Here is a 24,544-nt window from a genome sequence, read left to right as displayed (position 1 = left end):
GCTATGACAACCTAGTCATAGGAGGGAAACAAAATGAAAGCTTTACATACAGCACTGCCAGCCTTGATAGCGTTTGGAGTATTGTCAGCATGTGGTCAAGATCAAGAAGAGGCACAGGAGCAATCAGAACAGCCTGCAAGCGGCGAGGAACAAGTGGAAGCAATTGAAGTTGAAATTTTAACCGAGAAATCTCAAGAGCCAGGAGAAGAATTTGAGCTTAAAGCGCTTGTTACCCAGGGGGACGAAAAAGTAAACGACGCAAATGAGGTTGTGTTTGAAGTTTGGAAAGAAGGCGAAAAAGAAGAAAGTGATATGGTGGAAGCTACTGACGTAAATGATGGTATATATACTGCTCCTTATACCATTGAAGAAGTTGGTGAGTTTGTTATACAGCCGCACGTGACAGCCAGAGGTATGCATAGGATGCCGACTCAAACCATTTCGACAGGAGACGCTGAAGAGGAGCACTCCGCCCATGGGGATCACGAAGATGGAGATGACCATGACCACCATCATGAGCACGATTCTGATATCCTATCCGTTGATTTTGCTGCAAAAGAAGGGGAAGAAGACGGGGAATCATTATCTTTAATCGCAGACATTGAAAAAGAAAATGAAACATTAACAGAAGCTGAAGTACAGTTTGAAATTTGGCAGCATGGAGACGAGGCTCATAGCTGGGTGAAAGCAGATGAAATAGATCCGGGCAGCTATCATGCAGATCATTTATTTGAAGAAGAAGGAGAGTATCATATCGTCATTCATATTGAAAATGAGGAGCTTCATGAGCACATATCAGAAAGTGTTGAAGTTAAATAATTTTTCACGGTGAAAAAGTCTGCCCTTTCGGCAGGCTTTTTTTTGGTCGAACCCCCCCAAACTTAAGGACAGACAAAATGAATTTAGGTAGTTATATAAAAAATCGATTAATTTTTATTTTAAAAGTTAATCTGAGCGGGAAGGGAGAGAATAAGCAACTTAGAAAGGGGAACATATTTATGAAAAAAACAGCTTTGCGTATGTTTGGAACCTTAAGCATGGGGTCTGTGTTAATCTTTGCGACGGCATGTAATGAGGGAGCAGGTTCGGATTTGGAAAACGAAGCAGAAGGAGAAGAAACCAGCGGAGAAGATGTTGAGGAAATAAACGGAGAAGATGAAAGTGAAGATATTAATAATGATCAGGACATTGATAATGAAGAAGGTGATGACAGCCAGGAAGAGGAAAACGGAGATATTGAATCGGATGATAATAATGAAGAGGGAGACCGTTCAGAATTCGCTGAAGAGCCAGAGGAAATGAATGAGCAAGCTTCCGAGAATGTAATGACGGACAATACAAAAAATGTAACCCGCCTTAATGAAGAAGACCCTGTTTCTTTTTCAATCATGGCATCTCAAACACTTTGGCCTGCTACACATTCTGAAAACCAGCCCGGAACTGTCATTCTTGCTCCAGAGGATGAGTGGCAGGCAGCTTTAGCAAGCTTACACCTGGTGCATCACCCAAATAACGGGCCGGTCTTACTTACAGAAAATGGTGAGCTGTCAGATGATGTTCTTGACGAAATAGAACGCCTTAATCCTCAGGGGAATGAAAATGGAACAGAAGTCCTTATTGTTGGTCAAGAAAGTGAAAACATTGAGGAGGAGTTAAACGATTATGAAGTAGAGTCAATTAATGAAGAAAACCATGCAGCCTTGGCCAAGCAGGTTGATGATCATTTTTCCGAAATCACTGGTGAATACAGTGAGACTGTTTTGATCGGTTCTATGGAGGAAGACCATAAAGAACTAACCATTACAGCCGGAAATTGGATTTCCCATATGGATGGGCCGCTCCTCTATGTAGAGGAAGGAGAAATTCCTTCAGAAACCGCTGAAGCGATAGAAGGAAGAGAAGATGTGAAAATGTACGTCCTTGGCTCGGAAGATGTGATTTCAGATGAGATTGTGGAGGATTTAGAGGCAGCCGGTGAAGTAGAACGCATTGAGGGACAAGATCCGACAGAGCTTTCCATTGCTTTTGCTCAATTCAGGGATGATGATAATGACTTTGGATGGGGAGCTGATGAGCCAGGTAAAAGTGTTTCTTTTGTATCAACGGAAACACCAAGCATAGCGATTGCAGCCGCTCCTTTTGGCCATCTAGGTAAACATGCTCCAATGGTTTGGCTTGAAGAGGGTGAACTGAACGAAGAGGTATATGAATATTTAGCTGAATTGAAACCATTGTATGAAGAAAATCCAATGGAAGGTCCTTATAGTCATGCGTACGTAATGGGAGACACTGAGACAATTTCTTTCGAACAGCAAGGTATCATTGATGAAAAGCTGGAGATAGCCCCAGAGAATGAAGAAGATGCTCATGGAGCTCACGGAACAGAGGCTGAAGAACATGAGAATGGAGATGAAAATGGTACTGTAGAAGAGGATGCAGAAAGCGAACAAGGAGAAACCACAGAAAATGAAGGCTCTGAAATAGATGAAAGTGAAAACGAGAATGAAAATGATGAGGAAGAGGACAACAATGAAGACGAAATAGACAACGAAGAGAATGATGAGTAAGGACACCCCCTTTATCATGAATGACAAGTAAAATCCTTCTTTCCTTTGTTTTACTAGCATTGATTAACTTGGTGTAAGACATGTTAAGTAACGAAAGGGGGATTTCATCATGGCAGTGGATGTGCTTTGTGAAGTAAGCAACTGTACGTATTGGGACGAAGGTAATAAGTGTGCAGCAGACCGAATTTATGTAGTAAGCCACACGGGAAAGATAGCTGAAGACCAACACGAAACAGATTGTAAAACCTTTCAACCGGAACAACATTAACCACTTAAAAGGGATGCTTTTTCAGCATCCCTTTTTTGCTTATATAGCCATAATTGATGGAGGATACAGACTTCTTACCTCTATACGTAAAGGGGAAAATGGTGTATTATTTTTATCAGACTTTAGAAGAATTAAGGTGATGGCCTGGTGGCTGGATTAAATACAGAAACAAATGAAAAACAGTACGATATCAATATGCTCTTTGTTCTTTTCTTATTTGCAGTGGTCAGCTGCTTATATATTTTTTATGCTCAGCAAATGCCACAGTATAGTGAAAATTTTGCTGTTCGCCAGCTGATTTTTTATTTTGTAGCTTTTGGTTTGGCAATTGCTGTGCTGCATTTTGACTTTGAATACTATGCCAACATCTCCTGGGTGCTTTACGGGATTGGGTTACTAATGCTGCTTGTATTAGAACTTGCTCCTCAGTCGATTGCACCAACGATTGCGGGGGCTGTAAGGTGGTTCAGGGTTCCTGTTATAGGATCTTTCCAACCCTCAGAACTAGTGAAAATTTTTCTCATCATTACATTGAGCACTGTGATTTACAAACATAACCTCAATAAAACGGAAAATAGCCTGAAAGCTGATTTTTGGCTGTTGGCCAAAATGATACTCATTATTATTCCTCCGGTGTTTTTACTCCAGCGCCAGCCTGATATGGGGATGGTAATGATGACGGCTGCTATCTTTGTTTCCTTGATTCTTGTTTCAGGAATTTCATATAAATTGGTGTCAGTCATCATTGGCGGGCCGATATTAATGATCATCGGCTTTATCGCTGCATTTTTTCGTTTTCCTCACTTAGTTGAACAGTACTTTTTTAGTAATATCTCTGATTATCAGGTAAGAAGGTTTTATGGATGGTTAAACCCTGCCGAGTTTTCAGATGAAGGGTATCATACGATGCAGGCTATGACAGCCATAGGATCAGGAAGGCTTTACGGCAATCCCGAAGCAGATGTTTACATTCCTGAAGCTCACACGGATTTTATATTTGCAGTTATCGGAGGAGAACATGGCTTTCTTGGGGCAGCATTTGTTATTACGTTGTATTTTGTCCTTTTGTATCAGATTATGATGACGGCTCTTCGCTGCCATAATAGCTTTGGGACCTATCTATGTGCTGGAATTATAGGGATGCTCGCTTTTCAAGTGTTCCAAAATGTAGGCATGAATCTCGGCCTTCTTCCTGTTACAGGCTTCACCCTGCCTTTACTAAGTTACGGAGGAAGCTCACTTATGGCTACCATGTTCGCCATAGGAATTGTTTTAAGTGTAAGATATCATTCAAAGACATATTTCTTTGATAGTAATAAGCAATAGAAAAGCCCTGATTGGCGCTGGTGATTTTAAATTAACCGGCTGCCAAAAAGGGCTTTTTTTAACCTAGTTTTTTTGAACTCTCCTGTGGTTCAATTGCTGGATGAGAATGTAAGGACAGCTTACTGGTCATATTTTCAACAGTTTTGATTAAGGTGTCAAGTTTCTTTTCCATCCGGTACAGCAGATAAAAAGAAATGACCACGGCAAAGCTGTAATCGCCTATTGCTGTAAACCAAGTCTCCATATTCTGTGCCTTCCTCTCCCTGCAGAGTAAAAATCAACCCCAAAACAATATTGTTTTGGGGCATAGAGAAAACCATAATATTAGCTTGCTAAAATTGTGTCTACCGAACGACTCACAATGCGAGCGTCTCGTTTTGCCACGAGATTACCTCCATTTGATATGAATCCATTCCCTGCAATGACGGCATCCATGGCAGCACTGACTGTTTCTTCAGTCAAATTATCTAGAGGGTTATCGAGAGCGATCGTTACGATGTTTCCCAGCTCGTTTTCGAAACGTAATTCCAAGCGTTTTGTCATCTTGTTATCCTCCTTCTGGTGTTAAAGATTATTGGGCCAGATCATACTGATTTACACGGTAAGAACTGATAACCGTATATCCCTGCAGTGGTGCGAGGGTCTCTACAATACTGATAAGAACTTCGTTGGAGACGTCTGTTTTGATGTTGTTAAAATGTTTGCTCATATACGTGGGCTTTCCTTCAAGGTCAGTACCCGTTTCAAAAACGATGGTTAGACGTGAGTCAAGAGTCAGTTCGTTCATTTTCTCACCCCCTTTCACTATCTACATAGCAACCATGACTGGAGAAGGAGGAAAAGAAATGTAAAAGATAACTGTGTGGTTTGGCAAAGTGAAAAGGAGGGAAAGTATCACTTGATATAAAAAGGAGTGTGAAGTAATGAATGTTCTTATTGTAGGAGCAAATGGAAAAGTGGCCAGACACAGTCTCCGTCACTTTAAGGATTCTGATAAACACGAAGCTGTCGCGATGATCCGGAAAGAAGAACAGGCTTCAGAGCTCAAAGAGCTTGGTGCAGCAGAAACAGTGATAGCAGATTTGGAAGGAGATATTTCGCATGCATTTAAAGGGATAGATGCAGTGATTTTTGCAGCCGGTTCTGGTCCCCACACAGGAGCTGATAAAACGGTGCTCATTGATTTATGGGGGGCGATTAAAACAATTGATGAAGCGAAGAAGCAAGGAGTCAATCGTTTTGTAATGATAAGTGCAATTAATGTAGACGATCCGGAGGAAGCCCCGGAAAAAATGCGTCACTACGTGGTAGCAAAAAAATTAGCAGATGATCATTTAAAAGCTAGCGGTTTAGACTATACGATTGTAAGACCTGGGCCTCTTACCAATAATGAACCGACCGGGCAGCTTTTATTAGAGGAGAAAATCGGACATCGAAACGGGGAAATCACTCGTGGGGACGTAGGCCATGTCGTTTTTGAAACGGTAGATAAGAAAAACACCCACAACAAAGTGTTTGAAATTCTTAATGGAGAAACGCTGTTAGAAGAAGCTATCCAGCATGTATAAGGTTCAATGAGATGGAGTCCCGATTGTAATGATCGGGACTTTTTTCGTGCATTAGAAAATGGTATTCTCCATGTATTCTTCATATTTAAAAAATACAATAGTGATGGTAAGCAAAAAATAACCCAATTCCATGTTTTTTCTTTAAAATAGAGAAGAAAGGGGGAGAGGTAGTTGCAAAAACAAGAATTCAACATTAAGGGGATGACTTGTGCCTCCTGTGTAAATAGAGTAGAGAAAGTTGTTTCGAGAGTAGAAGGGGTTTCATCAGTACATGTTAATTTGGCGACCTCTAAAGCTATGATAACAGCAGAGGAAGAAATAAATCAGGAAGCAGTACAAAAAGCAGTGGAGAAAGCAGGCTTTGAAGCGGAACCAGCAGATAACATAGACAAACAGACAGAAAATCTTCACTTTAAGATAGAAGGAATGAGCTGTGCTTCCTGTGTGAACCGAATAGAGAAAATGATATCAAAAAAAGACGGAGTTCAGTCTGTAAGTGTAAACCTGGCTGCAGGGCAGGCACAAGTGGAAACATACAAAGGAGCAGTCCCGGCCGGTGAGATAGAAAAAAGCATAGAAAAAGCCGGGTTTTCCGCATCACTATTAAATACAAAAGTCCAAGAGAAAGAAGCGAAAGGTGATTCTCAAGAAGAAGAGGCGTCTCACCTTAAAAAAAGCTTTTTGTGGAGTGCGGTTGTGACCACTATTGTATTAATTGGAAGTATTCCCCATATGATGCATGAGTGGGGAAACTGGGTCCCGGTCTGGCTCTCTTCCCCATTTTTATTGCTGATCTTAACAACATATGTGCAGCTTGGCCCCGGGTGGCGTTTTTATCACAACAGCTATAAAGTGTTAAAGCATGGGTCAGCGGATATGAATGTATTAGTAGCGATGGGAACCACTTCTGCCTGGCTGTACAGCGGGGCAATGACCCTATTCCCAGGTACACTGACCGCTGCAGGATTTCCGTATCAACTTTATTACGATGTAACAACAGTTATCACCACGTTAATTCTTTTAGGGCGTTATTTTGAGGCGAAAGCCAAGGGTAAAACATCTACAGCCATCAGGAAGCTTATGAATATGCAAGCTAAGACTGCCAGAATTGTTAGAGGAAATGAAGAAATGGAGGTGCCGGTGGAGCAGGTTCAGGTTGGTGATCTGATAAGTGTTCAGCCAGGTGAAAGAGTTCCTGTTGACGGAAGTGTGACTCGGGGTGCTTCTTCAATAGATGAATCCATGTTAACTGGTGAATCCCTTCCTGTAGAGAAAAGAGAAGGGGATGAAGTTATTGGTGCTACAATTAATCAAACGGGCCACTTTACTTTTAAAGCGACGAAAATAGGCAAGGAAACAGCCCTTTCACAAATCATTAGGTTGGTAAATGAGGCACAGGGCTCAAAGGCTCCGATACAGAGAGTTGTTGACGTAGTATCTGCCTATTTTGTTCCTGCGGTTGTACTCATTGCTTTTATCACATTTGTCATATGGTTTTTTGCCGGGCCAGAGCCGACATTTATTTTTGCCTTGACAACCTTTATTGCTGTCTTGATTATTGCTTGTCCTTGTGCCTTGGGGCTTGCAACTCCTACAGCCATTATGGTGGGCACTGAAAAAGGGGCTGACAATGGCATTTTGATTAAAGATGCGGAAAGCCTTGAACGTGTCCATAAGGTAGATGTTGTGGTGCTGGATAAGACAGGGACCATTACAGAAGGAAAGCCTAAGCTGACAGATGTTCTCCCGGCCAAAGGATTTGATGAAGATACATTATTAATACAGGCTGCCTCTGTTGAGAAAGGGTCAGAGCATCCGCTGGGAAAAGCGATTGTAGAAGGAGCAAAGGAAAAAAATCTTTCCCTGCAAGACCCTGATCATTTTCAGGCACTGGTTGGCCGCGGACTTGAAGCAAATTTAAATTCAAACAAGGTATTAATTGGAAATGAGAAGCTGATGAAGGAACGAACCATAGATATTTCAGACTATAGTGAACAAGCTACTGAGTTAGCTGAACAAGGGAAAACCCCTATGTACATTGCAGTTAACGGGACGTTTGCAGGTCTGGTGGCTGTTGCTGATACGTTGAAAGAAAATGCAGTACACGCCGTCCGCTCTCTTCACCAAATGAATTTAGAAGTGGTCATGCTTACTGGCGATAATGAAAAAACGGCTAAAGCCATTGCCAAAGAGGCAGGGATTACACGTTTTATTGGGGAGGTTCTTCCAGAAGATAAAGCAGCTGAGATAAAGAACCTTCAAGGGGAAGGAAAAAAAGTGGCAATGGTTGGAGACGGCATTAATGATGCTCCAGCTTTGGCACAAGCCGATGTCGGTATAGCTATTGGAACAGGTACAGACGTGGCAATGGAAACTGCAAGTATCACGTTGATGCAGGGAAATATTGAAAAAGTGGCTACTTCTATTAAGCTGTCAAAAGCTACGATGAGAATGATCTGGCAAAACCTTGGGTGGGCTTTTGGGTATAATATTCTTTTGATTCCGGTAGCTGCGGGTTTATTGTACCCTACTGCAGGAATCCTGTTAAATCCGATGCTCGCTGGTGCAGCCATGGCTTTCAGCTCTGTATCTGTGCTGTTAAACACTTTGAGGCTTCGAAGATTCAAAGCAGTGCCTTCCAGGTAAGACGAAAAAGGGCTTTAAGGTGTGCCTCGCTTTCTGGTGAGGCATGTTTGTAGGACCCATTATTTCAGAAACGTGACATTTATCTGAAGACAGTGTGTATGTATTGAAGTGCCTGTCCTATTCATGAGAAAATAGGAACCATCAACTTGGATAGAAAAATTGGGGGATGAGTATGTCAAAGAAGCGTAGATTTATTATGCGCTCTTCTGTGCTTGGGGTATTGGCCGTAACACTTGCCTACGTATTTTATACAAACTTTATACAAGAAGAACAAACTCTTGTTCAAGAAGGAGATGCTGCCCCGAATTTCTCCCTTTACAATATGGAAGGGGAACAGGTAGAGCTTGCAGATTATGAAGGGCAGGGTGTGTTCTTAAACTTTTGGGGAACATTTTGTCCGCCTTGTGAAGACGAAATGCCTTATATGGAAAATCAATATGAGGTATATGAAGATCAAGGAGTTGAAATTTTAGCAGTGAATGTTGGGGAGTCTGACTTGGTGATTGATCGTTTTGTCAGCCGGCATGCCTTAACATTTCCTATTCTACTGGATGAAGAGCAAGCTGTTCTTGATCATTATGGTGTAGGCCCCTTGCCTTCTACTTTTTTAATTGATGCAGAAGGGGAAGTAGTGGATGTTATCACTGGCGGAATGACAGAAGAGCATGTAGCCGAATATATGGAAAGAATAGCTCCTTCCACATAAAACATAACAACAAGCTGTGCCACCCGGTTTTTAATGAAGCCGGGTGGCATTTTCAAAAGGGAGCGGATCTTAGCAGATAGGCAGGGACGCAAATATGGAAAGAGATATTACGTTTAAAGCAGTATGGGCAGGCTTTTTTATCTTTATTTTTATTGGCTTTATGATCCTTATTTTTGGTATGGGAGAAGAAAGATGGTTTTATCTCCTGTCCCTTTTTGGTGTGGAGAATATATTCTTTGAGCTTATCGCAGGGATAGTCGGCGGAGGGATTTTTGCGGGTCTTACCTGGCTTTTCTATAAATTCAGCCGGGCTTCCTTTCCAAAAAATGAACAAACAACCTTGATTCTGCAATTAATGAATAAAAGGTTCGGCATAGCTACCATCGCCTGGGGGGCAGGGGTTTCTGAGGAGTTTTTATTTCGAGGAGTTCTTCTTGGCTTACTTTGGATTCACTTTAATGAAATATGGGCTCTTTTGATATCTTCTCTTATTTTTATGGCTTTGCATATTCCCCAATACAAAGGTAGTTTGGTTATGCATACCATTGTTCTGATGATGGGATTATTTCTTGGATGGCTTTTTATTCAGACAGGAACGTTATGGGCTCCAATTATGGCTCATGCTGTGTACAACGGAGTGATCTCTTATTTAATTAAATATAGAATGCTACCTATAGAAAATGGCAGATAGGGAAGGGGGAAGAGGTTTGGAAGAGATTACATCAGCAGAAGAACTTGAGAAGGTCCTTGATGGTAACATGCAAGAAGCCCTTTTACTTTTAATTAAGGCGCCACGTTGTACGGTCTGTGAAGCAGTAGAGCAGCAGCTAACCAGTTTCATGAAGGCGTATTCCTCAGTAAAAGGAAACAAAATTTCCTTGGAAAAAATGCCTTCTGTATCTGGGGAATTTCTGGTTTTTACAGCTCCTACTATTCTGATCTTTAAAGGAGGGAAAGAAGTTTGGCGTGGGTCTCGGTTCATTTCTTATGAAGAGATAAAAAGGGTTCTTCGCAACATGTAAAGAGGCTGGATAGTAAAAAAATATTTATAAATTCAGAAAAGAAGCTGTTATTTCCAAGGAAATAACAGCTTCTTTTCATAGCAAACAGATAGGTACAGTTTGTTTTGAGATCGGCGGGTAGACTGTTTGTTTTAAAGAAATTGAGTAATATCAAGAAGACTTCCGTTTTTTAGAGAAGGATCGTTTAAGAGATTTTCCAGCGCTTCAGCTGCTTTCTCCGGAGGAAGCAGCTGGCCTTTTTCCTTGTAGGCGCGAAACTGTTCTACTTCCTTAAATTCTTCTTTTGTTGTCGCCCGAATCGCTTCCTGCATGGAAGTGTCCACGATCCCTGGAGCGAAGGAATAGATTAGCACAGGGTTATTTCCTTGCTCTTCCTGTTCGAGGGCGGCTGTCTGCGTGTAAAGGTCTAAACCAGCCTTAGCGCTGCAATACGCTGTCCATCCATATATAGGCTGCTTTCCAGCGCCGGATGAGATATTTACAACTTTCTTGTTGGCTTCAAACTCCTTACTATGCTTAATAAATTGTGAGGTGAGTATCATTGGTGCTGTAAGGTTTACTTGAATGTTTTTTGCTATGTCTGCTGGTTTTGTATCTTCAGCCGGAGAGACGGGATCAATCATGCCGGCGTTATTTATTAAAATAATTTCATTTGACTCTTCGTGGGAAATAACTTGAAAGACAGCTTCCATTACTTGCTCAGCCTGGTTAGTATCAGAAAGGTCAGCAGAAAAGAAGTCAACCGCTGCTCCTTTTCCTTTGGCTTCTTCTATAATAGCCGTACTCTTTGTTCTAGATATCAAAAATAAGTGATGGCCAGGCTTTAAAAAACGGGAAGCGACAGCTTGTCCAATCCCTTTTGAAGCTCCTGTAATAATAATATGCTTCATTTTCGATTCCTCCTTTGAGATAGTAGAGTGGTTTGTTGCCATGGTAGCAGATTTTGGCATCCTTTTTCCAAAAAAAGAAAGCTGTTCGTTTGACAGCTTTCTTTTATTCCTGCTCCTGGTGTTCTTTAAATGCTTCAATAGCCCTTCTTCTTTCTTCCTCTGGAATGTCATAGTAATAGATTCCATTTTCTGTTGTGCTTTCACCATTTAGCTCAAATGTTTCCATATTACTTTCTGCCCCTTGGTATTGCTGGTAAATACTTTGTATCTCATCAAAGGTCATATTTGTTTCGACATTGTTTCCGAGGATATCCAACAGCTGATTCGCCTGGACAATAGATTGAAAAGAAGAAGCCCGTTCAGCTAATGCTTCGATAACCTGACGCTGTCTTTCGTTTCTCCCCAGGTCTCCTCTCGGATCTTCTCTCCTCATGCGCACATAGTGGAGTGCTCGTTCCCCATCTAGTTCAATAGTTCCTTCAGGATAATGGTAAGTATTCTCTCCTATTTCATCACCTTGATCGAATTCAAAGGGATTATCTACTTCAATCCCTCCCAAGGCGTCTACAAGTTCTCGAAATCCATTCATATTCGATTGGATCACGTAATCAAACTCATGTTCTAGAAACTCTTCGGTTGTTTCAACGACTAGAGGAGTTCCTTCGTAGGCATACGTGTGGTTAATTTTATCCGGCTGATTCCTCCCAGGAATGTCCACTCGTGTGTCTCTTGGAATATTCAACATAACAACTGATTCATCAGCCTGATTCACAGAAACAGGCATAATCACATCAGCTCTTCCTGGATCATCCGGTCTGTCTCCAATACCAATTAAAAGGAAGCTTACACTGTCAGCTTGCGTAAGGTCATTTTCCACGTCTTCCTGTTCAACGGAAAAAGATTCACTTTCTTCGGGAGTACTCTGTTGTTCTGATTCTGCGCTAAAGTTCTCATTCATCTGTTCCATGCTTTGTTCTGCTTGCTGATAAAGGTAGAAAGCATAGCCTGCGGCTGCACCAAATATCAGTGTGATTGATAAAAGAAATATAAGAGTGATTTTTTTCCACATGTAATCTACCTTTCAAGAAAACCGTATGTTAAGTATTTGTGTGATAACTGTCACATGCCAAGAGTCCTTTTCTAAGTATGATAGAAGCAGGATCAATGGTACTCTTATCCCCTTTTTTACTTTTGATAAATCCTTAATTAGAGGGATAGAAGAAAACAAGACTTATCTTTTCGCAAGAAGCTCCTTTTGCAGGGCGGTTAATCTGCGGATCACTATAAGTAAACAAATACCTGATAGAACGAAAAGAACCTCTGAAACAATAAAGTTTTGGGTGTCGTTCAGAAGGAATTCAATCGTTTCTCCTTCTGTCCAGAAATTTACCGGATTTGATGCTAAGTAAGAAGATATGAACGTGATCCACCAGACAAAAATAATCAAAGTGTGTCCTTTATTTGGGTAATTGTTGTTTTTTTGCTTCAGGTGGCTGGTATAAAGGTGGAACATAGATATGAGGGGGAGAACCAGGTTTACGAGTGGAATGAAATAAAAAGCAACTCCCCACCCAGGTGTATAAACTACTCCCTCAAGATCCATGATGCGGGCATTTTCATGCATCCGGTAAAGCCAGAATAAGTAAAAGACGATTGAAACCATAAATATGAGGGTGTTAGGCAGATGAATAAATAAACTGATCATCCCGAGTGTTTCCATGTCGCTGCTGCTAATCTGATCAAACGTTGTGCCAGGATCGTACGCATTAAAAATACCAGCTTCAATAAGACTTGCTGCAATAGATATGATTGAAAATAAAATTGTCAAAACAATAAAAATAACAGAAACCTTTGCTCTTCGGCCAGGATCTTTTGAATGTTTGTTATGTAGGGCTTCTTGTTCCATATTGTCCTCCTTGCATTTTTTTCATAGCAGGAAAAATTCCTGCCATAGACCATACTACAATATTTTTGGCCGTTAGGTTAGAGAAAAAATAGAATAGGCAGGGAGTGGAGGGGAGTGCGGGGAAGTAAGAAGAGTATAATACTAGAAAGTTGAGGAGGTACACGTGCAAAATATTAAAAACACAGTAATGGAAGTAGTGTTAGCTGTTCTTCCTATTACTTTTGTTGTCATTATCCTTCAGTTCTCCCTTTTATGGATGCCTGCTGAAATATTTTTTCAATTTTTGGCAGGGGTGGTGATGGTAAGTGTTGGTCTTATCTTATTTCTTCTGGGAGTTCATGTAGGACTGCTTCCTGTAGGAGAGATGATCGGGGCCGCACTGCCTAAGACAAAAAAGATCAGTTTAATTATCTTTTTCGGTTTTTTATTAGGCTTTGTGGTTACCTTGGCAGAGCCTGATGTTAGGGTGCTGGCCTTACAAGTGGATTTGGTATCCGGAGGAGAGGTCTCTCGAAGCCTTCTTATTTATTCTGTTGCAGCCGGAGTAGGGGTTTTTGTCGCTTTGGCAATGGCCAGAATTATATTAAATATAAAAATTACTTATCTCCTTGCAGCAGGATATGGCCTTGTCTTTTTACTAGCTGCTTTCACGCCAGCTCATTTTGTTCCGATTTCTTTTGACGCTGGCGGAGTTACCACCGGCCCAATGACTGTGCCATTTATTTTAGCTTTAGGGATAGGGGTTGCTTCGGTTCTCCGGGGAAAATCGGCTTCCAGCGATGGTTTTGGACTTGTTGCCCTTGCATCTATCGGGCCGATTATTGCTGTTTTGCTATTAGGGGTGTTTGGTGGATGATTGAGAATTTATTTTATGGATTTTCCCATGTGTTAGTTGAAGTCTTTTTTGCATTAATCCCCCTTGTCGTATTTTTTGCTTTATTTCAGCTTATTTATCTGAAACTTCCTTTGAAGAGGCTTCTTAATATCGGTGTGGGTATAATTTTAACGTTTTTTGGGCTTGCTTTTTTCCTTCAGGGTGTTCATATAGGTTTTTTGCCGGCTGGGGAAGCCATGGGGGCAATTCTCGGCGAGCTGCCAAACAGGTGGATATTGATTCCAGTCGGGTTTGTACTGGGTTTTGTGGCTACCTTTGCTGAGCCTGCCGTACGAATTCTAAACCACGAAGTAGAAAAGGTGTCAGGCGGGTACATTTCCCAAAGAGTGTTATTGTTTACTTTGTCAATTGGAGTAGGTATATCAATTGCCCTGTCAATGGTTAGAATTCTGGTTGGAATACCCTTGTGGTATTTTATTATTCCTGGATACCTGGCTGCTCTGGTTATGATGAGGTTTTCCTCAAGGACCTTTACATCTGTCGCTTTTGATTCTGGCGGGGTGGCCACTGGTCCAATGACGGTAACCTTTATTCTCGCGATGGCCGTAGGAATCGCTGGGACAGTGGAAGGGAGAGATCCTTTGCTGGATGGATTTGGTATGATTGCGATGGTAGCCCTTGCTCCAATTTTAGCTGTTTTAACATTAGGCCTACTTTATGGACGTGAGGAGAAGAAAAATGAAGATGACATTAAATCTGAGGCATAAATTAGTCGTTTCGATTCTGAAAAAAGGTTATGCAAGAAAAGTGGTAAAGGCTGCCAAGGAAGCGGGAGCTGAGGGTGCGACCATATTATTTGCAAGAGGAACCGGTATCCATGAAAAGAATAATATTCTGGGCATTACTAATGAACCTGAGAAAGAGGTCGTCCTTATCCTAATAGAAGACAAAAAGGAAGAAGAAACATTAAACAGGATTGTGCCTGCAGGAAAGCTGGATCGTCCAGGATATGGAATTAGCTTTGTTCTTCCAACAAAGGGCATAGGAGGTATTGTACATCTGATGGACAAGCTTCAGGATGTACAAATGAATCAGGAAAGTGAGGGAGAGAGGATAGTGAATGAAAGTACTGGAACAGAGTATTTAGAAAGCTCTATTCATTACGATCTGATTGTCAGTATTGTTAATAAGGGGCAATCAGAAAAAGTCGTAGATGCTTCCTGGGAGGCAGGTGCAGAAGGCGGGACCATCTTAAACGGCAGGGGAACAGGTATTCATGAAAAAGCAAAGCTCTTTTCGATCCCAATTGAACCAGAAAAAGAAGTCATCTTGACACTGATCGACCGGAGCAAGACTGAGCAGGTTCTTGCAGCAATTACAGAAAAAGCAGAACTTGACAAGCCGGGAAAGGGAATTGCCTTTGTCTTGGGAGTGGACAAGACCGTAGGTATTAATCATATTCTGAATAAGATGGTTAATGAAAAATTTAAATCAGATAAGAAGATTAAAACAAAGAAAAACCCCAAATAATATTCCATCCTAAATAATTCCATCCTCTGGCTGAGATAGAAATAAGGTTTAAGGTTTTCTCTTCACAGGAAGAAGAAAAGAGCAAGCCTTTTGGCAGACATGTTTTCAGGGGGAAGCAGCCATGGCTATTGATGCGATTATAACAGGACTGGTGTTTATCACGATTCACCTTTTAGCAAATAATATATTACCAGTTGCCAGGGTCAGGCAGTTAAAGTGGCTTTCGTTTTCCGGCGGAGTTGCTTGCGCCTATGTATTTGTTTATATTCTGCCTGCTTTGCACGAGGAACAGCAGGATTTTGGCGCCCAGACCACTGAAGAATTTGTCATGGAGTCGGAGCTCTATTTCTTTGGTTTATTGGGCCTTTTAATGTTTTACGGCATGCAAAAAGCTGTGGATGCCCGTAATGAGAAGCAGGGTGAAAAAGGGAAATCAGGCTCCTTTTTCTGGGTGCAGATCATATTCTTTTCTATCTATAATTTTATGATCGCCTACATCGTTATTGCCACTGAGGTGGAAGGCATTCAAGCTGTCTTCTATTCTACAGCGATTGGGCTTCATTTTATGGCCATCGCACATGATTTATGGCGAGAAGATAAGGAGCGTTATAATCGGACAGGGCGTTTTGTTCTGGCTGGAGGCATTATAGCAGGATGGATCATGGGTATGATGGTAACTCTTTCTTCTTTTGTTCTTTCTATCATCTTTGCTTTTGTATCTGGGGCAATTATATTAAACGTCCTCAAGAATGAGCTTCCATCGGAAAGAAACGCTCATTTTCCAACGTTTGCACTTGGGGCCATGTCGTACACATTGTTTGTTATGGGGATTAAATTTTTCTTTGAATGGTAGATGACTGTTTTATTGGAGGAAGCTTCTCGTAACGAGAAGCTTTTTTATAATGTTTGTCTGGACGGATTGAAGGTTAGATAAAAAAGAGAACACTTGAAAAGGAGGAAGCGTAAGGTGGGCAAAAAGTCAGATGGAAATTTAACAGGCATGGTTTTCATTGTTTCAGCTGCAGTTGTGACTCTTATCACCTTGTGGGGATTTATTTGGCCTGAGCATATGGAGATGAATATGGCTTCCGCTTTGGAAGTAGTGATAGATACATTCGGTTGGTTTTACGTAATGGCAACCGCTCTACTCGTTTTTTTCTGTTTTTATCTAGGGCTTGGCCCCTACCGTTACGTTAAGCTTGGGAAAAAAGACGATGAGCCTGAGTATTCTTACTATACATGGATCGGAATGTTATTTGCAGCTGGTATGGGTGTGGGTCTTGTGTTTTGGGGTGTGGCTGAACCAATGTCTCATTTTGTAAATCCTCCTGAAGGAGTTGAACCGGGGACACAGCATGCTGCCGAGACGGGCCTTCTTTATGGTGTGTTTCATTGGGGGATTCACCCATGGTCTATTTACGCAACAGTGGCACTGGCACTGGCTATTGCAAAGTTTAGAAAGAACCTCCCTGGCTTAATAAGTTCAGCCTTCTATCCTATTCTTGGGGAGAAAGTAAAAGGACCTATTGGAAAATGGATAGACATTATTGCTGTAGTAAGTACAGTGATAGGGATTGCTACCTCTCTTGGACTGAGTACAATGCAGGTGGGAGGAGGTCTGTCCCAGGTTATAGGGCTGGATAATGACAACTTTCTGCAAATGAGTATTATTGCCATCATTACCGTTGTGTTTTTAACATCTGTACTTACCGGCATCAATAAAGGAATGAAATACCTGAGTATAGGAAACCTCACCCTTGCCGGCATTTTAATGGTGACCGTAATTATTGTTGGTCCCACTCTATTTATTATGGAACATTTTACAATGACGGTCGGTTCGTATATAAGTAATTTTGTTTCTTTGTCCTTTTTTACCACTCCTTACACAGACAATGAGTGGGTAGGCGAATGGACTTTTTTCTATTGGGCTTGGCTTATTTCCTGGAGTCCTTTTGTTGGTACGTTTATAGCAAGAGTGTCAAAAGGAAGGACAGTACAGGAATTCATATTCGGGGTATTATTTGTACCTACAGCTGTCTCTGCTCTGTGGTTTGTAGCTTTTGGAGGCTCAGGACTTCACCTTGACGTAACTACGGGTGCTGGTTTATCTCAGCTGATCAGTGAGGAGCCGGAAGCAGGATTGTTTATTGTCCTGGAAACATTGCCTCTAGGTTTTATATTAAGTGTAGCTGCATTGATTTTAATTACAATCTTTTTTATTACATCTGCAAATTCAGCAACCTATGTACTTGGTGTATTTTCTTCACGCGGAAATCTGGAGCCGGCAAACACAATTCTTGTCGTGTGGGGATTATTGATTTCAGCGATCGCTGCAGCCTTACTGCTAAGCGGAGGCATTGAAGGATTACAAGCAATTGCCATTACCATCGCTCTGCCCTTTACTGTGATTTTGTTAGGAATGGTTTTCGCTATCCATCGATCTTTGAAAGAGGGCTATCAACAAGAGCCTATTGGTGTGAAAAAGGAAGAAGAATAAGAACTTCTCTGTTTGTTCCCCGTTTTCTTTTCCTAGTCCTGGGGAAATAACACTACAGATTGCTTTCCTTGGAGGGACGAGAAGTGGAAAAAATGTACATTAATGGTAACTTTGTAGAAAGTGAAACCCATGAATATATTGATGTAGAAAATCCGGCCACTGAAGAAATTTTGGGAAGGGTTCCTAACGGAAACGAAGATGACGTGGAAGAAGCTGTAAAGGCGGCATCTCGGGCACAAAGAGAGTGGGGAAAACGCCCGGCAATAGAAAGGGGGAAGTACTTACTTTTTATTGCTGACAGGCTTGAAGAAAGAAAAGAGGAGTTTGCTCAGCTCCTCACTAAGGAACAAGGAAAAACACTGCCACTTGCCCGCGATGAAATGGATATTACAATTGAATATTTCCGGTATATGGCCGGATGGGCTAGACGATACGAAGGTGATGTCATTAACAGTGACCGCCAAAATGAAAATATTATTTTGTTAAAGAAACCAATTGGTGTGGTTGCAGGAGTTGTACCGTGGAATTTTCCGATGTTTGTATTGGCAAGAAAGGTTGCTCCTGCCTTGATAACCGGGTGTTCCATTATCATTAAGCCGAGTCAGCAAACCCCGTTAACCGCTGTTACATTTTCAGAGATTATTCATGAATCAGAGCTGCCTCCAGGGATCTTTCAATTAGTTACTGGAACCGGTTCCTCTGTTGGCACTCCTCTGGCTTCACACAAGAAAGTAAGCATGATTTCTTTAACAGGCAGTACTCCAGCTGGTTCAAAAGTAATGGAGGCTGCCGCGCGAAACGTAACAAAAGTAAATCTCGAGCTTGGGGGAAAAGCTCCAGCTATCGTCAGTAAGCATGCTGACCTGGATCTTGCTGCAGAAAAAATAATTGAATCACGCATTATTAACTCTGGACAAGTGTGCACGAATGCTGAGCGGGTTTATGTGCAGGAAGAAGTAGCAGATGAATTTATAGATAAAATTGTAACAAAAGCAAAGGAAATACGTTACGGGAATCCCCTGGTTAAGGAAGACATAGAAATGGGGCCGCTTGTAAGTAAGAATCAGCTGGATTCTGTTTCGGAAGCGGTGGAAAAAGCAAAAGCAGCTGGTGCAAAAGTACTGGCAGGCGGACAGAGAGCAGATACAGAAAAGGGTTATTTCTTTGAACCAACGATATTAACCAATGTAGGTCAAGAGATGGATATCATGCAGGAAGAAATTTTTGGTCCGGTTCTCCCTATTACGACGTATCACTCTTTTTCAGAAGCCATCGTCATGGCAAATGATTCAGAATACGGCCTTTCATCTTCTATCTTTACAGAAAATTATCATGAAGTTATGCAGGGTGTTAATGAATTGGAATTTGGTGAAGTTTTTGTAAATCGTGAGAATTTTGAAGCGTTGCAAGGATTTCATGCTGGCTGGAGAAAATCAGGAATAGGCGGTGCTGATGGAAAGCGTGGATTAGAAGAATTTCTTATTACTACTGTAGCGTATATGGAATACGAACGTTAAGAAAATGATCAAGAAAAAGACATCTAGCGAAAGAGAATCTTTGCAAATTACAGAAAATGCATTGACAGGTTTCTGAAATCAGCGTATATTCATGTTTGTGTTGGAAAAACGTAATATTTCTCGTTAGGTGAGGCTCCTGTACGGAGAGACGCTGCTGCCCAAAAATGTCCAAAGACGCCAATGGGTCAACAGGAACCATCGATATAAGGTGGTTTTTAATGCAGCTGGCATAGCCCTATGCCGTACAGTGCTAAAGCTCTACGAATGGGTAGCATGTTCTGTTTTGAGCATTTTTGTGCTGATTTAATAAGCGCTCTCCATTTGTGGAGGGCGCTTTTTCTTTTTCAGCAAAGAAGTCGTTTTAGAAAAAATTTTAGGAGGTGAGGGAATTTTATGGACAGCAGTCCGGATTCCAGTTTTAGGTGCAGTGCAGTATATAAAGCTTTTAAGTCAGTGCGAGGATCGATTCCCTCATTTTGTATACTTTCAAAAACAAAGTAAATTAATGAATCAGGGACTCTATCCTCTTTTAAGAAGGAGGGAGAGCAATGGTTAAGTTAAATGATCATACTAGAGAAGAGTATATGAATAATATACTCGATATTTTGGAAAACAAAGCAATTGAGCAATTTAGAAATGCTTTTTTAGAGCTCCATCCAGCTGACCAGGTGGATCTTTTCAGCCGCCTGGATGAAGAAAAAAGAGCTCGTGTCTATGAATATCTAAGCCCGGAAGAATTTGCAGCTATCTTTGAAGGACTGGAAGTAGAGGATCAAAAAGAGATCGCTCTGGAGCTGGATAAAGAGTACGCTGCAGAGATGTTTAACAACATGTACGCAGATGATGTAGCAGATTTCCTCGGTGAACTGCAGGAGGAGAAAGTATCTGCTATTTTAAAAGCAATGGATAAAGAGGATGCCCAGGATGTTAAAGAGCTTATGGCTTATGAGGAAGGTACAGCCGGGGCAATAATGACCAAAGAGTTTATCTCTATTAAGGCTGCTGATACGGTGGCAGATGTGATCGAACTATTACGTAGAGAAGGCCCAGAGGCAGAAACGGTTTACTACTTGTATGTAACTGACGAGTACAATAAACTGGCTGGTGTTGTGTCTCTTCGTGATCTGATTATTGCAGCAACGGATGAACCGATTATAAATATCATCAGTACGCGAGTGGTCTCGGTGCATGAGAACACTGACCAGGAAGAAGTGGCCAACCTCATCCAGAAATATGATTTCCTGGCGGCACCAGTGGTAACAAGTACAAATGAACTTGTAGGAATTGTAACTGTTGATGATGTTATTGATGTTATTGAAGAAGAAGCTACCGAAGATCTTGGGGAATTCTCTGCTTCAAGAGGGGCAACAGACGTAAATGTTACAGCTTTCGAAGCAGCTAAAAAGAGGTCACCCTGGATTATTCTGCTGATGTTTTTTGGTATGATAACTGCTGGAGTGATTGGCCAGTTTGAGGAAACATTGGAGGCAATTGTTATTCTATCGGCTTTTATCCCGTTAATTATGGATTCAGCTGGTAATACGGGAACTCAATCACTAGCCGTTGTGGTCCGTGGTCTTGCAACAGGTTCTTTAGAGAAGAAGGGTCTTTTTAAAATCCTTCGAAGAGAGCTTGGCACTGGGATGATGATTGGTTTAGCATGTGCGATAGTACTCATGGGCTTGATCCCTATTTTATATGATGGCAACATCTTATTAGCCTTTATAGTTGGAACTTCTATTTTCCTTTCTTTAACCATATCTACAGTTATAGGTGCAACGGTTCCACTGATTATTAATAAATTAAAGCTTGATCCTGCTATCGCTTCTGGCCCGTTCATTACCACAGTAAATGATATTCTTGGACTGCTGATTTACTTTAGCATAGCAACTTCTCTTCTTCAGTATTTATAAAAACATGGGCGTGAATCGGAAAATGCGGAAGCCGGAGATTCGTACAATGAATCTCCGGCTTTCTTCATTCAAAACATGCAAAAAAACTTAAATGCTGGATAGATTTATTGGTTTTTGTGTAAAAATGGCTAATAGTTCAAAATCTTTATTTACAAAGGGTTTTTTTGTCAAGTAGAATGAGAGTAAGAGTAAAGGGGGCGATTCTTTTGTTCAAAAGGAATCAATTTTCAAACGAAGGCATGGAAAGTTGGAAAATTGCTGTTCAGGAAGCTGTCAATAACGTTGTGGCTGAGTCATTGCTTCTTCCTCCTGACCAACGAACGGAGCTCCAGCTTTTAGACATCATGAAAAAGCATTGGAGAGATGAGGTTTCTCCTCTATGGTTTACCAGTGATACCCTTTACTATTTGTGGCTCATCCATGCTGCGAACCACCTCCTTCCTCGCATTGAAAATGAAGATGGTTACCTGGCCGGATATGTACAATATAAAGAGTTTCCGAGAGCCCTTTCTACGAAACATTTGACAGTGCCTCTTGTGCGAGAGCAGCGGCTGCTGAAAGGGTATGTGTTTGAAAAAGAGGCCACGGTTAATATTCAGATTGCAGAAGCCGTTTCTGAAATGATAATACACAGTGAGTCCTCTTCTCCTAGTCATATTGCTATTTTTAATATAGAAGCGGGAAAGTGGTCAATTTATAGAATGAATAAAAGAAAAGTATATTAATAGCCTGCTCATTCGTATAAGGATGAGCAGGCTTTTTATAGCTGCTTAGCAGACAGTATAGAGTTAACCAGGTGACGAGGAGAAAAATCTCCTGTCGTAAGAACGGATTTTGTCTTGCCTTTATGAAAAAGCAGACGGGTGATTTCCTTGGAGGATAAACCTAGATAGTGGTAATAAAGTGTTTCTTCCTGCAGCCACTCCAAGAACTCTTTTTTCTTTTCCAATGCTTCTCTTCCTTTAGGGACAATGCCAGCGTGCCCGCAGAATACGGTGCCAACCTTTAACGTGAGGACTTTCTCAAGGGACGCAATCATATCAGGAACTGATTCTTCCTTCATTCCATATTTTAAATGAGTGCCCAGAAATAAATCACCGGTATAGAGATTAGTAGTGTCTGAATCATATAAAACATAATGGTCAAACGAATGTCCTGGTGTATAAATGACTTCAAATGTTTTGGAATCAATTTGCAAGCGTTTATCAGCTGTTTTTCCATCGAAGAAACTGTGAGGATTTCCCCACATTGCTTTACGGTAAAAGGGAAGGTCAAAGCCCTTTTTTAACTCAGCTTTTGTCTGCTCACCCATGTAAACAGAAGCTCCAGTTGCTTCTGCCAGACTCTTTATATTGCCAGAATGGTCTTCATGATGATGGGTTAAGAAGATGCCGGAGGGCCTGACAGCATGAGCAAGCTGAAAGGCTGCCTCAGAGGCGCAGGGAGGCCCTGAATCCACCATTAAGCCGGGGGGAGCGTACAGATAAAAGTGAAAAACTTGCCCGAACAACTCCACGCTGCCTTGTATATAGTAAATGTCTTTATGTTTCTTTAAAGAGGTGGATACTTTTCTAAACATTCTAAAAGACCTTCTTCCAATAATAACTTTTCTTTTAGCTCTATAAATACAAGCGGTGGCAGAAACATGACGCTCTCCAAAAGATATGGGTCAACACACTAAGCAGTCAATGCAGATTGTTGGAAAGGAAACAAAGCAAAATTAAAGAAGCATCAAAAGGCAGTTATATAAATAAAGAAGATAAATAACCGGCTAAAAATAAAATAATGCCCGGGCTTTTCTAGTATAGATACTGTTTCGGTGCTAAAGGTGGAAAAAGTGATGAAAGCACCAAAAAAGCCCAACCCCAGGAAACGTACAATGCATCATCATAAGCTTTAAGGGCAATCGCCTGAAAATAAAACCAAAGACAAAGCCGAGTCTCAGAGAACCCACAAGGTTTACGATGACCATAGCTACAGGGATTGGAGGCTCAGGAAAAACGACTTCTAAGCCATACGCCCGCCAGATACCTTGCAACGGCTCCTGACCCACCGCCTGTTATCACCCAGAAAATATTCATCGTGTGGTCACCTCGTGGCTTTTTGGTTCCTGTCCTATTTTCAGACCAAGAAAGCATCCTGTAAATCCAAATGTCAAACCGCCAATAAGAGAAACAGATAGATAGACCATCGGCTGGGCCATAGGGTGAATACCCGCTAGAAAAAGGTATCAGCAGCCAGAGTTGACATTGTAGTAAATCCCCCGCAAAAGTCTGCGCCAAACCCTGTCTTTACCCATTCTTTAGAGGGAGATATATGTAATAAGGCCGGCAAACCAACCAAGAAGAAAGCTTCCTAAAATATTTTCTATAATGGTTCCAATTGGGTATCCTAAGAAAAGTGTTTGAAAGTTAATGATATAACGAAAATACCTCCGTGCTGCCCCGCCAATAAATACAGCAGCAATGGTTATCCATTCATGGTTTTCCACCTGCAGACACAAAAGGCGGGTGACAATACCCTCATAAGAATATATATTACCATGGAAGCAGGCAGCATACAAAAGTGAGCGGTAATGTGTGATGGGCTCATACCAGGTACAGCACAAAAGCAATAAAAAAATAGTCTAATCTCAACAATAGACTATTTCAGCGTTTTCAAGAGAAGGCTCAGCTCCTCAGGATTTGTAAGCATATCCGCCAGGGTATATTTATCAAGAACGCTTAAATAGGCGTGAAGGGCTTCCTTAAGTACGCCTTTAAGGCGGCATCTACCTGATAAAATGCAAGTATTCTTTTCAGCGTTAAAGCATTCAACTAAGTCCAGGTTATCTTCTGTTTGCCTGACAACCCATCCTAAGTGAATGTCCTCAGGATCTTTGGCAAGACGTATACCGCCATTTCTTCCTTTTATGGTAGTAATAAGACCAGTTTTAGCTAGTTCGTGGGCCACCTTTGTTAAATGGTGGTAGGAAATATTATAGCTATCAGAAATTTCCCGAATACTTGTTAATGAGGGACGGGGAACAGTAGCTAAATAAATAAGAACTCTTAGCGAATAATCTGTATAGATTGTAAGTTGCATAACATCCCTTCCTTTGCGAAGAAAGCGGGATAAGGAAAGTGTATAATAACTTCCTATATCCTATAAAATCAGTGTAATACAGTGAAAATTTATTTACCAATACTAAGTGCAATTATCTTACATAGTTTTTACTGGAAAAACGTTCTTTTTCAGCTCTCTTTGCTCGGGTTTAGGGAAAGATAGAGAAGGGGAAAAGAAGTTTTAGTGAAAAATAAATTACAGCCAGGTGTTGTAAAGGAGGGAACAGGACCGCCAGGGCGGCCTTACAT

General features: G+C 41.3%; 26 protein-coding genes and 1 riboswitch. Of the genes, 17 read left to right on the top strand and 9 right to left on the bottom strand.

The features are described from left to right. The first annotated feature begins 33 nt into the window (after window positions 1-33). From CEF17_RS12045 to CEF17_RS12030, 4 genes are all read left to right on the top strand, one after another. Window positions 34-819, top strand: a complete 786-nt coding sequence (locus CEF17_RS12045) for a FixH family protein (protein WP_100399743.1) — start codon at window positions 34-36, stop codon at window positions 817-819. 179 nt (window positions 820-998) lie between these two features. Then, complete coding sequence (locus CEF17_RS12040) at window positions 999-2,567, top strand: cell wall-binding repeat-containing protein (RefSeq protein ID WP_198508964.1); 1,569 nt, start codon at window positions 999-1,001, stop codon at window positions 2,565-2,567. 109 nt (window positions 2,568-2,676) lie between these two features. Next, entirely contained in the window at window positions 2,677-2,835 is a 159-nt protein-coding gene (locus CEF17_RS12035; protein ID WP_100399742.1) for a DUF1540 domain-containing protein, read from the top strand. Between the two features lie 147 nt (window positions 2,836-2,982). Beyond that, window positions 2,983-4,161, top strand: a complete 1,179-nt coding sequence (locus tag CEF17_RS12030; protein WP_100399741.1) for an FtsW/RodA/SpoVE family cell cycle protein — start codon at window positions 2,983-2,985, stop codon at window positions 4,159-4,161. 58 nt (window positions 4,162-4,219) lie between these two features. Here CEF17_RS12030 and CEF17_RS12025 read toward each other — a convergent pair whose 3' ends face one another. The 3 genes from CEF17_RS12025 to CEF17_RS12015 all read right to left on the bottom strand — a co-directional run bounded on the left by CEF17_RS12025 (window position 4,220) and on the right by CEF17_RS12015 (window position 4,948). Next, the gene (locus CEF17_RS12025) at window positions 4,220-4,405 is read right to left on the bottom strand and encodes a YvrJ family protein (RefSeq protein ID WP_100399740.1); all 186 of its coding nucleotides are present in this window, start codon (window positions 4,403-4,405) and stop codon (window positions 4,220-4,222) included. 80 nt (window positions 4,406-4,485) lie between these two features. Then, the gene (locus tag CEF17_RS12020) at window positions 4,486-4,704 is read right to left on the bottom strand and encodes a DUF2922 domain-containing protein (RefSeq protein WP_100399739.1); all 219 of its coding nucleotides are present in this window, start codon (window positions 4,702-4,704) and stop codon (window positions 4,486-4,488) included. Between the two features lie 28 nt (window positions 4,705-4,732). Further along, window positions 4,733-4,948 carry a DUF1659 domain-containing protein gene (locus CEF17_RS12015; protein WP_100399738.1) on the bottom strand — a complete coding sequence of 72 codons (216 nt, stop codon included), beginning with the start codon at window positions 4,946-4,948 and terminating at the stop codon, window positions 4,733-4,735. A gap of 136 nt (window positions 4,949-5,084) precedes the next feature. On the opposite strand from CEF17_RS12015, the gene CEF17_RS12010 reads away from it, so the two are divergent. From CEF17_RS12010 to CEF17_RS11990, 5 genes are all read left to right on the top strand, one after another. After that, a complete protein-coding gene (locus tag CEF17_RS12010; protein ID WP_100399737.1) occupies window positions 5,085-5,729 on the top strand; it encodes an SDR family oxidoreductase in 645 nt (214 codons plus the stop codon). Window positions 5,730-5,900: 171 nt separating this feature from the next. Next, window positions 5,901-8,375 carry a heavy metal translocating P-type ATPase gene (locus CEF17_RS12005; protein ID WP_100399736.1) on the top strand — a complete coding sequence of 825 codons (2,475 nt, stop codon included), beginning with the start codon at window positions 5,901-5,903 and terminating at the stop codon, window positions 8,373-8,375. A gap of 172 nt (window positions 8,376-8,547) precedes the next feature. Further along, window positions 8,548-9,081: a thiol-disulfide oxidoreductase ResA gene (gene resA, locus CEF17_RS12000; protein WP_100399735.1), complete on the top strand. Its 534-nt coding sequence runs from the start codon at window positions 8,548-8,550 to the stop codon at window positions 9,079-9,081. 94 nt (window positions 9,082-9,175) lie between these two features. Beyond that, entirely contained in the window at window positions 9,176-9,772 is a 597-nt protein-coding gene (locus CEF17_RS11995) for a CPBP family intramembrane glutamic endopeptidase (RefSeq protein ID WP_100399734.1), read from the top strand. A gap of 16 nt (window positions 9,773-9,788) precedes the next feature. Continuing rightward, entirely contained in the window at window positions 9,789-10,103 is a 315-nt protein-coding gene (locus CEF17_RS11990; RefSeq protein WP_198508963.1) for a thioredoxin family protein, read from the top strand. A gap of 131 nt (window positions 10,104-10,234) precedes the next feature. Here the strand turns inward: CEF17_RS11990 and CEF17_RS11985 are convergent, their stop codons facing one another. The 3 genes from CEF17_RS11985 to CEF17_RS11975 all read right to left on the bottom strand — a co-directional run bounded on the left by CEF17_RS11985 (window position 10,235) and on the right by CEF17_RS11975 (window position 12,899). Continuing rightward, on the bottom strand, window positions 10,235-10,993 hold the full coding sequence (locus CEF17_RS11985) for a (S)-benzoin forming benzil reductase (protein ID WP_157843027.1): 759 nt from the start codon (window positions 10,991-10,993) through the stop codon (window positions 10,235-10,237). A gap of 103 nt (window positions 10,994-11,096) precedes the next feature. After that, window positions 11,097-12,062, bottom strand: a complete 966-nt coding sequence (locus CEF17_RS11980) for an LCP family glycopolymer transferase (protein ID WP_100399732.1) — start codon at window positions 12,060-12,062, stop codon at window positions 11,097-11,099. A gap of 162 nt (window positions 12,063-12,224) precedes the next feature. Then, window positions 12,225-12,899 (bottom strand): DUF4328 domain-containing protein, encoded by a 675-nt coding sequence (locus CEF17_RS11975; protein ID WP_100399731.1) that lies wholly within the window; start codon window positions 12,897-12,899, stop codon window positions 12,225-12,227. 163 nt (window positions 12,900-13,062) lie between these two features. Between CEF17_RS11975 and CEF17_RS11970 the strand changes: the two genes are divergently transcribed. The 8 genes from CEF17_RS11970 to CEF17_RS11930 all read left to right on the top strand — a co-directional run bounded on the left by CEF17_RS11970 (window position 13,063) and on the right by CEF17_RS11930 (window position 21,916). Then, window positions 13,063-13,755 (top strand): DUF1538 domain-containing protein, encoded by a 693-nt coding sequence (locus CEF17_RS11970; protein WP_100399730.1) that lies wholly within the window; start codon window positions 13,063-13,065, stop codon window positions 13,753-13,755. Continuing rightward, window positions 13,752-14,501: a DUF1538 domain-containing protein gene (locus CEF17_RS11965; protein ID WP_100399729.1), complete on the top strand. Its 750-nt coding sequence runs from the start codon at window positions 13,752-13,754 to the stop codon at window positions 14,499-14,501. The genes CEF17_RS11970 and CEF17_RS11965 overlap by 4 nt, the downstream gene beginning before the upstream one ends. Next, on the top strand, window positions 14,479-15,264 hold the full coding sequence (locus CEF17_RS11960; RefSeq protein WP_332835298.1) for a P-II family nitrogen regulator: 786 nt from the start codon (window positions 14,479-14,481) through the stop codon (window positions 15,262-15,264). The genes CEF17_RS11965 and CEF17_RS11960 overlap by 23 nt, the downstream gene beginning before the upstream one ends. Window positions 15,265-15,385: 121 nt before the next feature. Then, the gene (locus tag CEF17_RS11955; protein ID WP_100399727.1) at window positions 15,386-16,117 is read left to right on the top strand and encodes a hypothetical protein; all 732 of its coding nucleotides are present in this window, start codon (window positions 15,386-15,388) and stop codon (window positions 16,115-16,117) included. A 114-nt stretch (window positions 16,118-16,231) separates the two neighbouring features. Next, on the top strand, window positions 16,232-17,761 hold the full coding sequence (locus CEF17_RS11950; RefSeq protein ID WP_332835297.1) for a BCCT family transporter: 1,530 nt from the start codon (window positions 16,232-16,234) through the stop codon (window positions 17,759-17,761). A 92-nt stretch (window positions 17,762-17,853) separates the two neighbouring features. Continuing rightward, window positions 17,854-19,278 carry an aldehyde dehydrogenase gene (gene aldA, locus CEF17_RS11945; RefSeq protein WP_100400894.1) on the top strand — a complete coding sequence of 475 codons (1,425 nt, stop codon included), beginning with the start codon at window positions 17,854-17,856 and terminating at the stop codon, window positions 19,276-19,278. A 112-nt stretch (window positions 19,279-19,390) separates the two neighbouring features. Then, a riboswitch (M-box (ykoK) riboswitch) is annotated at window positions 19,391-19,554 on the top strand. 272 nt (window positions 19,555-19,826) lie between these two features. Then, window positions 19,827-21,191: a magnesium transporter gene (mgtE, locus tag CEF17_RS11935; RefSeq protein ID WP_100399725.1), complete on the top strand. Its 1,365-nt coding sequence runs from the start codon at window positions 19,827-19,829 to the stop codon at window positions 21,189-21,191. Between the two features lie 206 nt (window positions 21,192-21,397). Further along, a complete protein-coding gene (locus tag CEF17_RS11930; RefSeq protein WP_100399724.1) occupies window positions 21,398-21,916 on the top strand; it encodes a hypothetical protein in 519 nt (172 codons plus the stop codon). A 35-nt stretch (window positions 21,917-21,951) separates the two neighbouring features. Here CEF17_RS11930 and CEF17_RS11925 read toward each other — a convergent pair whose 3' ends face one another. The 3 genes from CEF17_RS11925 to CEF17_RS11910 form a co-directional block, all read right to left on the bottom strand. Then, window positions 21,952-22,770 carry an MBL fold metallo-hydrolase gene (locus tag CEF17_RS11925; protein ID WP_100399723.1) on the bottom strand — a complete coding sequence of 273 codons (819 nt, stop codon included), beginning with the start codon at window positions 22,768-22,770 and terminating at the stop codon, window positions 21,952-21,954. 723 nt (window positions 22,771-23,493) lie between these two features. Further along, window positions 23,494-23,682, bottom strand: coding sequence for a CrcB family protein (locus CEF17_RS11915; protein ID WP_100399721.1), 189 nt, complete (start codon window positions 23,680-23,682; stop codon window positions 23,494-23,496). A 152-nt stretch (window positions 23,683-23,834) separates the two neighbouring features. After that, window positions 23,835-24,275, bottom strand: coding sequence for an Rrf2 family transcriptional regulator (locus CEF17_RS11910; RefSeq protein ID WP_100399720.1), 441 nt, complete (start codon window positions 24,273-24,275; stop codon window positions 23,835-23,837). Window positions 24,276-24,544: the final 269 nt, after the last annotated feature.

Source organism: Bacillus sp. FJAT-44742 (assembly GCF_002797315.1).
GTDB classification, from domain to species: Bacteria; Bacillota; Bacilli; order Bacillales; family Marinococcaceae; genus Thalassorhabdus; species Thalassorhabdus alkalitolerans.
Note: the sequence above shows the minus strand (reverse complement) of the source record. Positions and strands in the feature narration are given on the sequence as shown.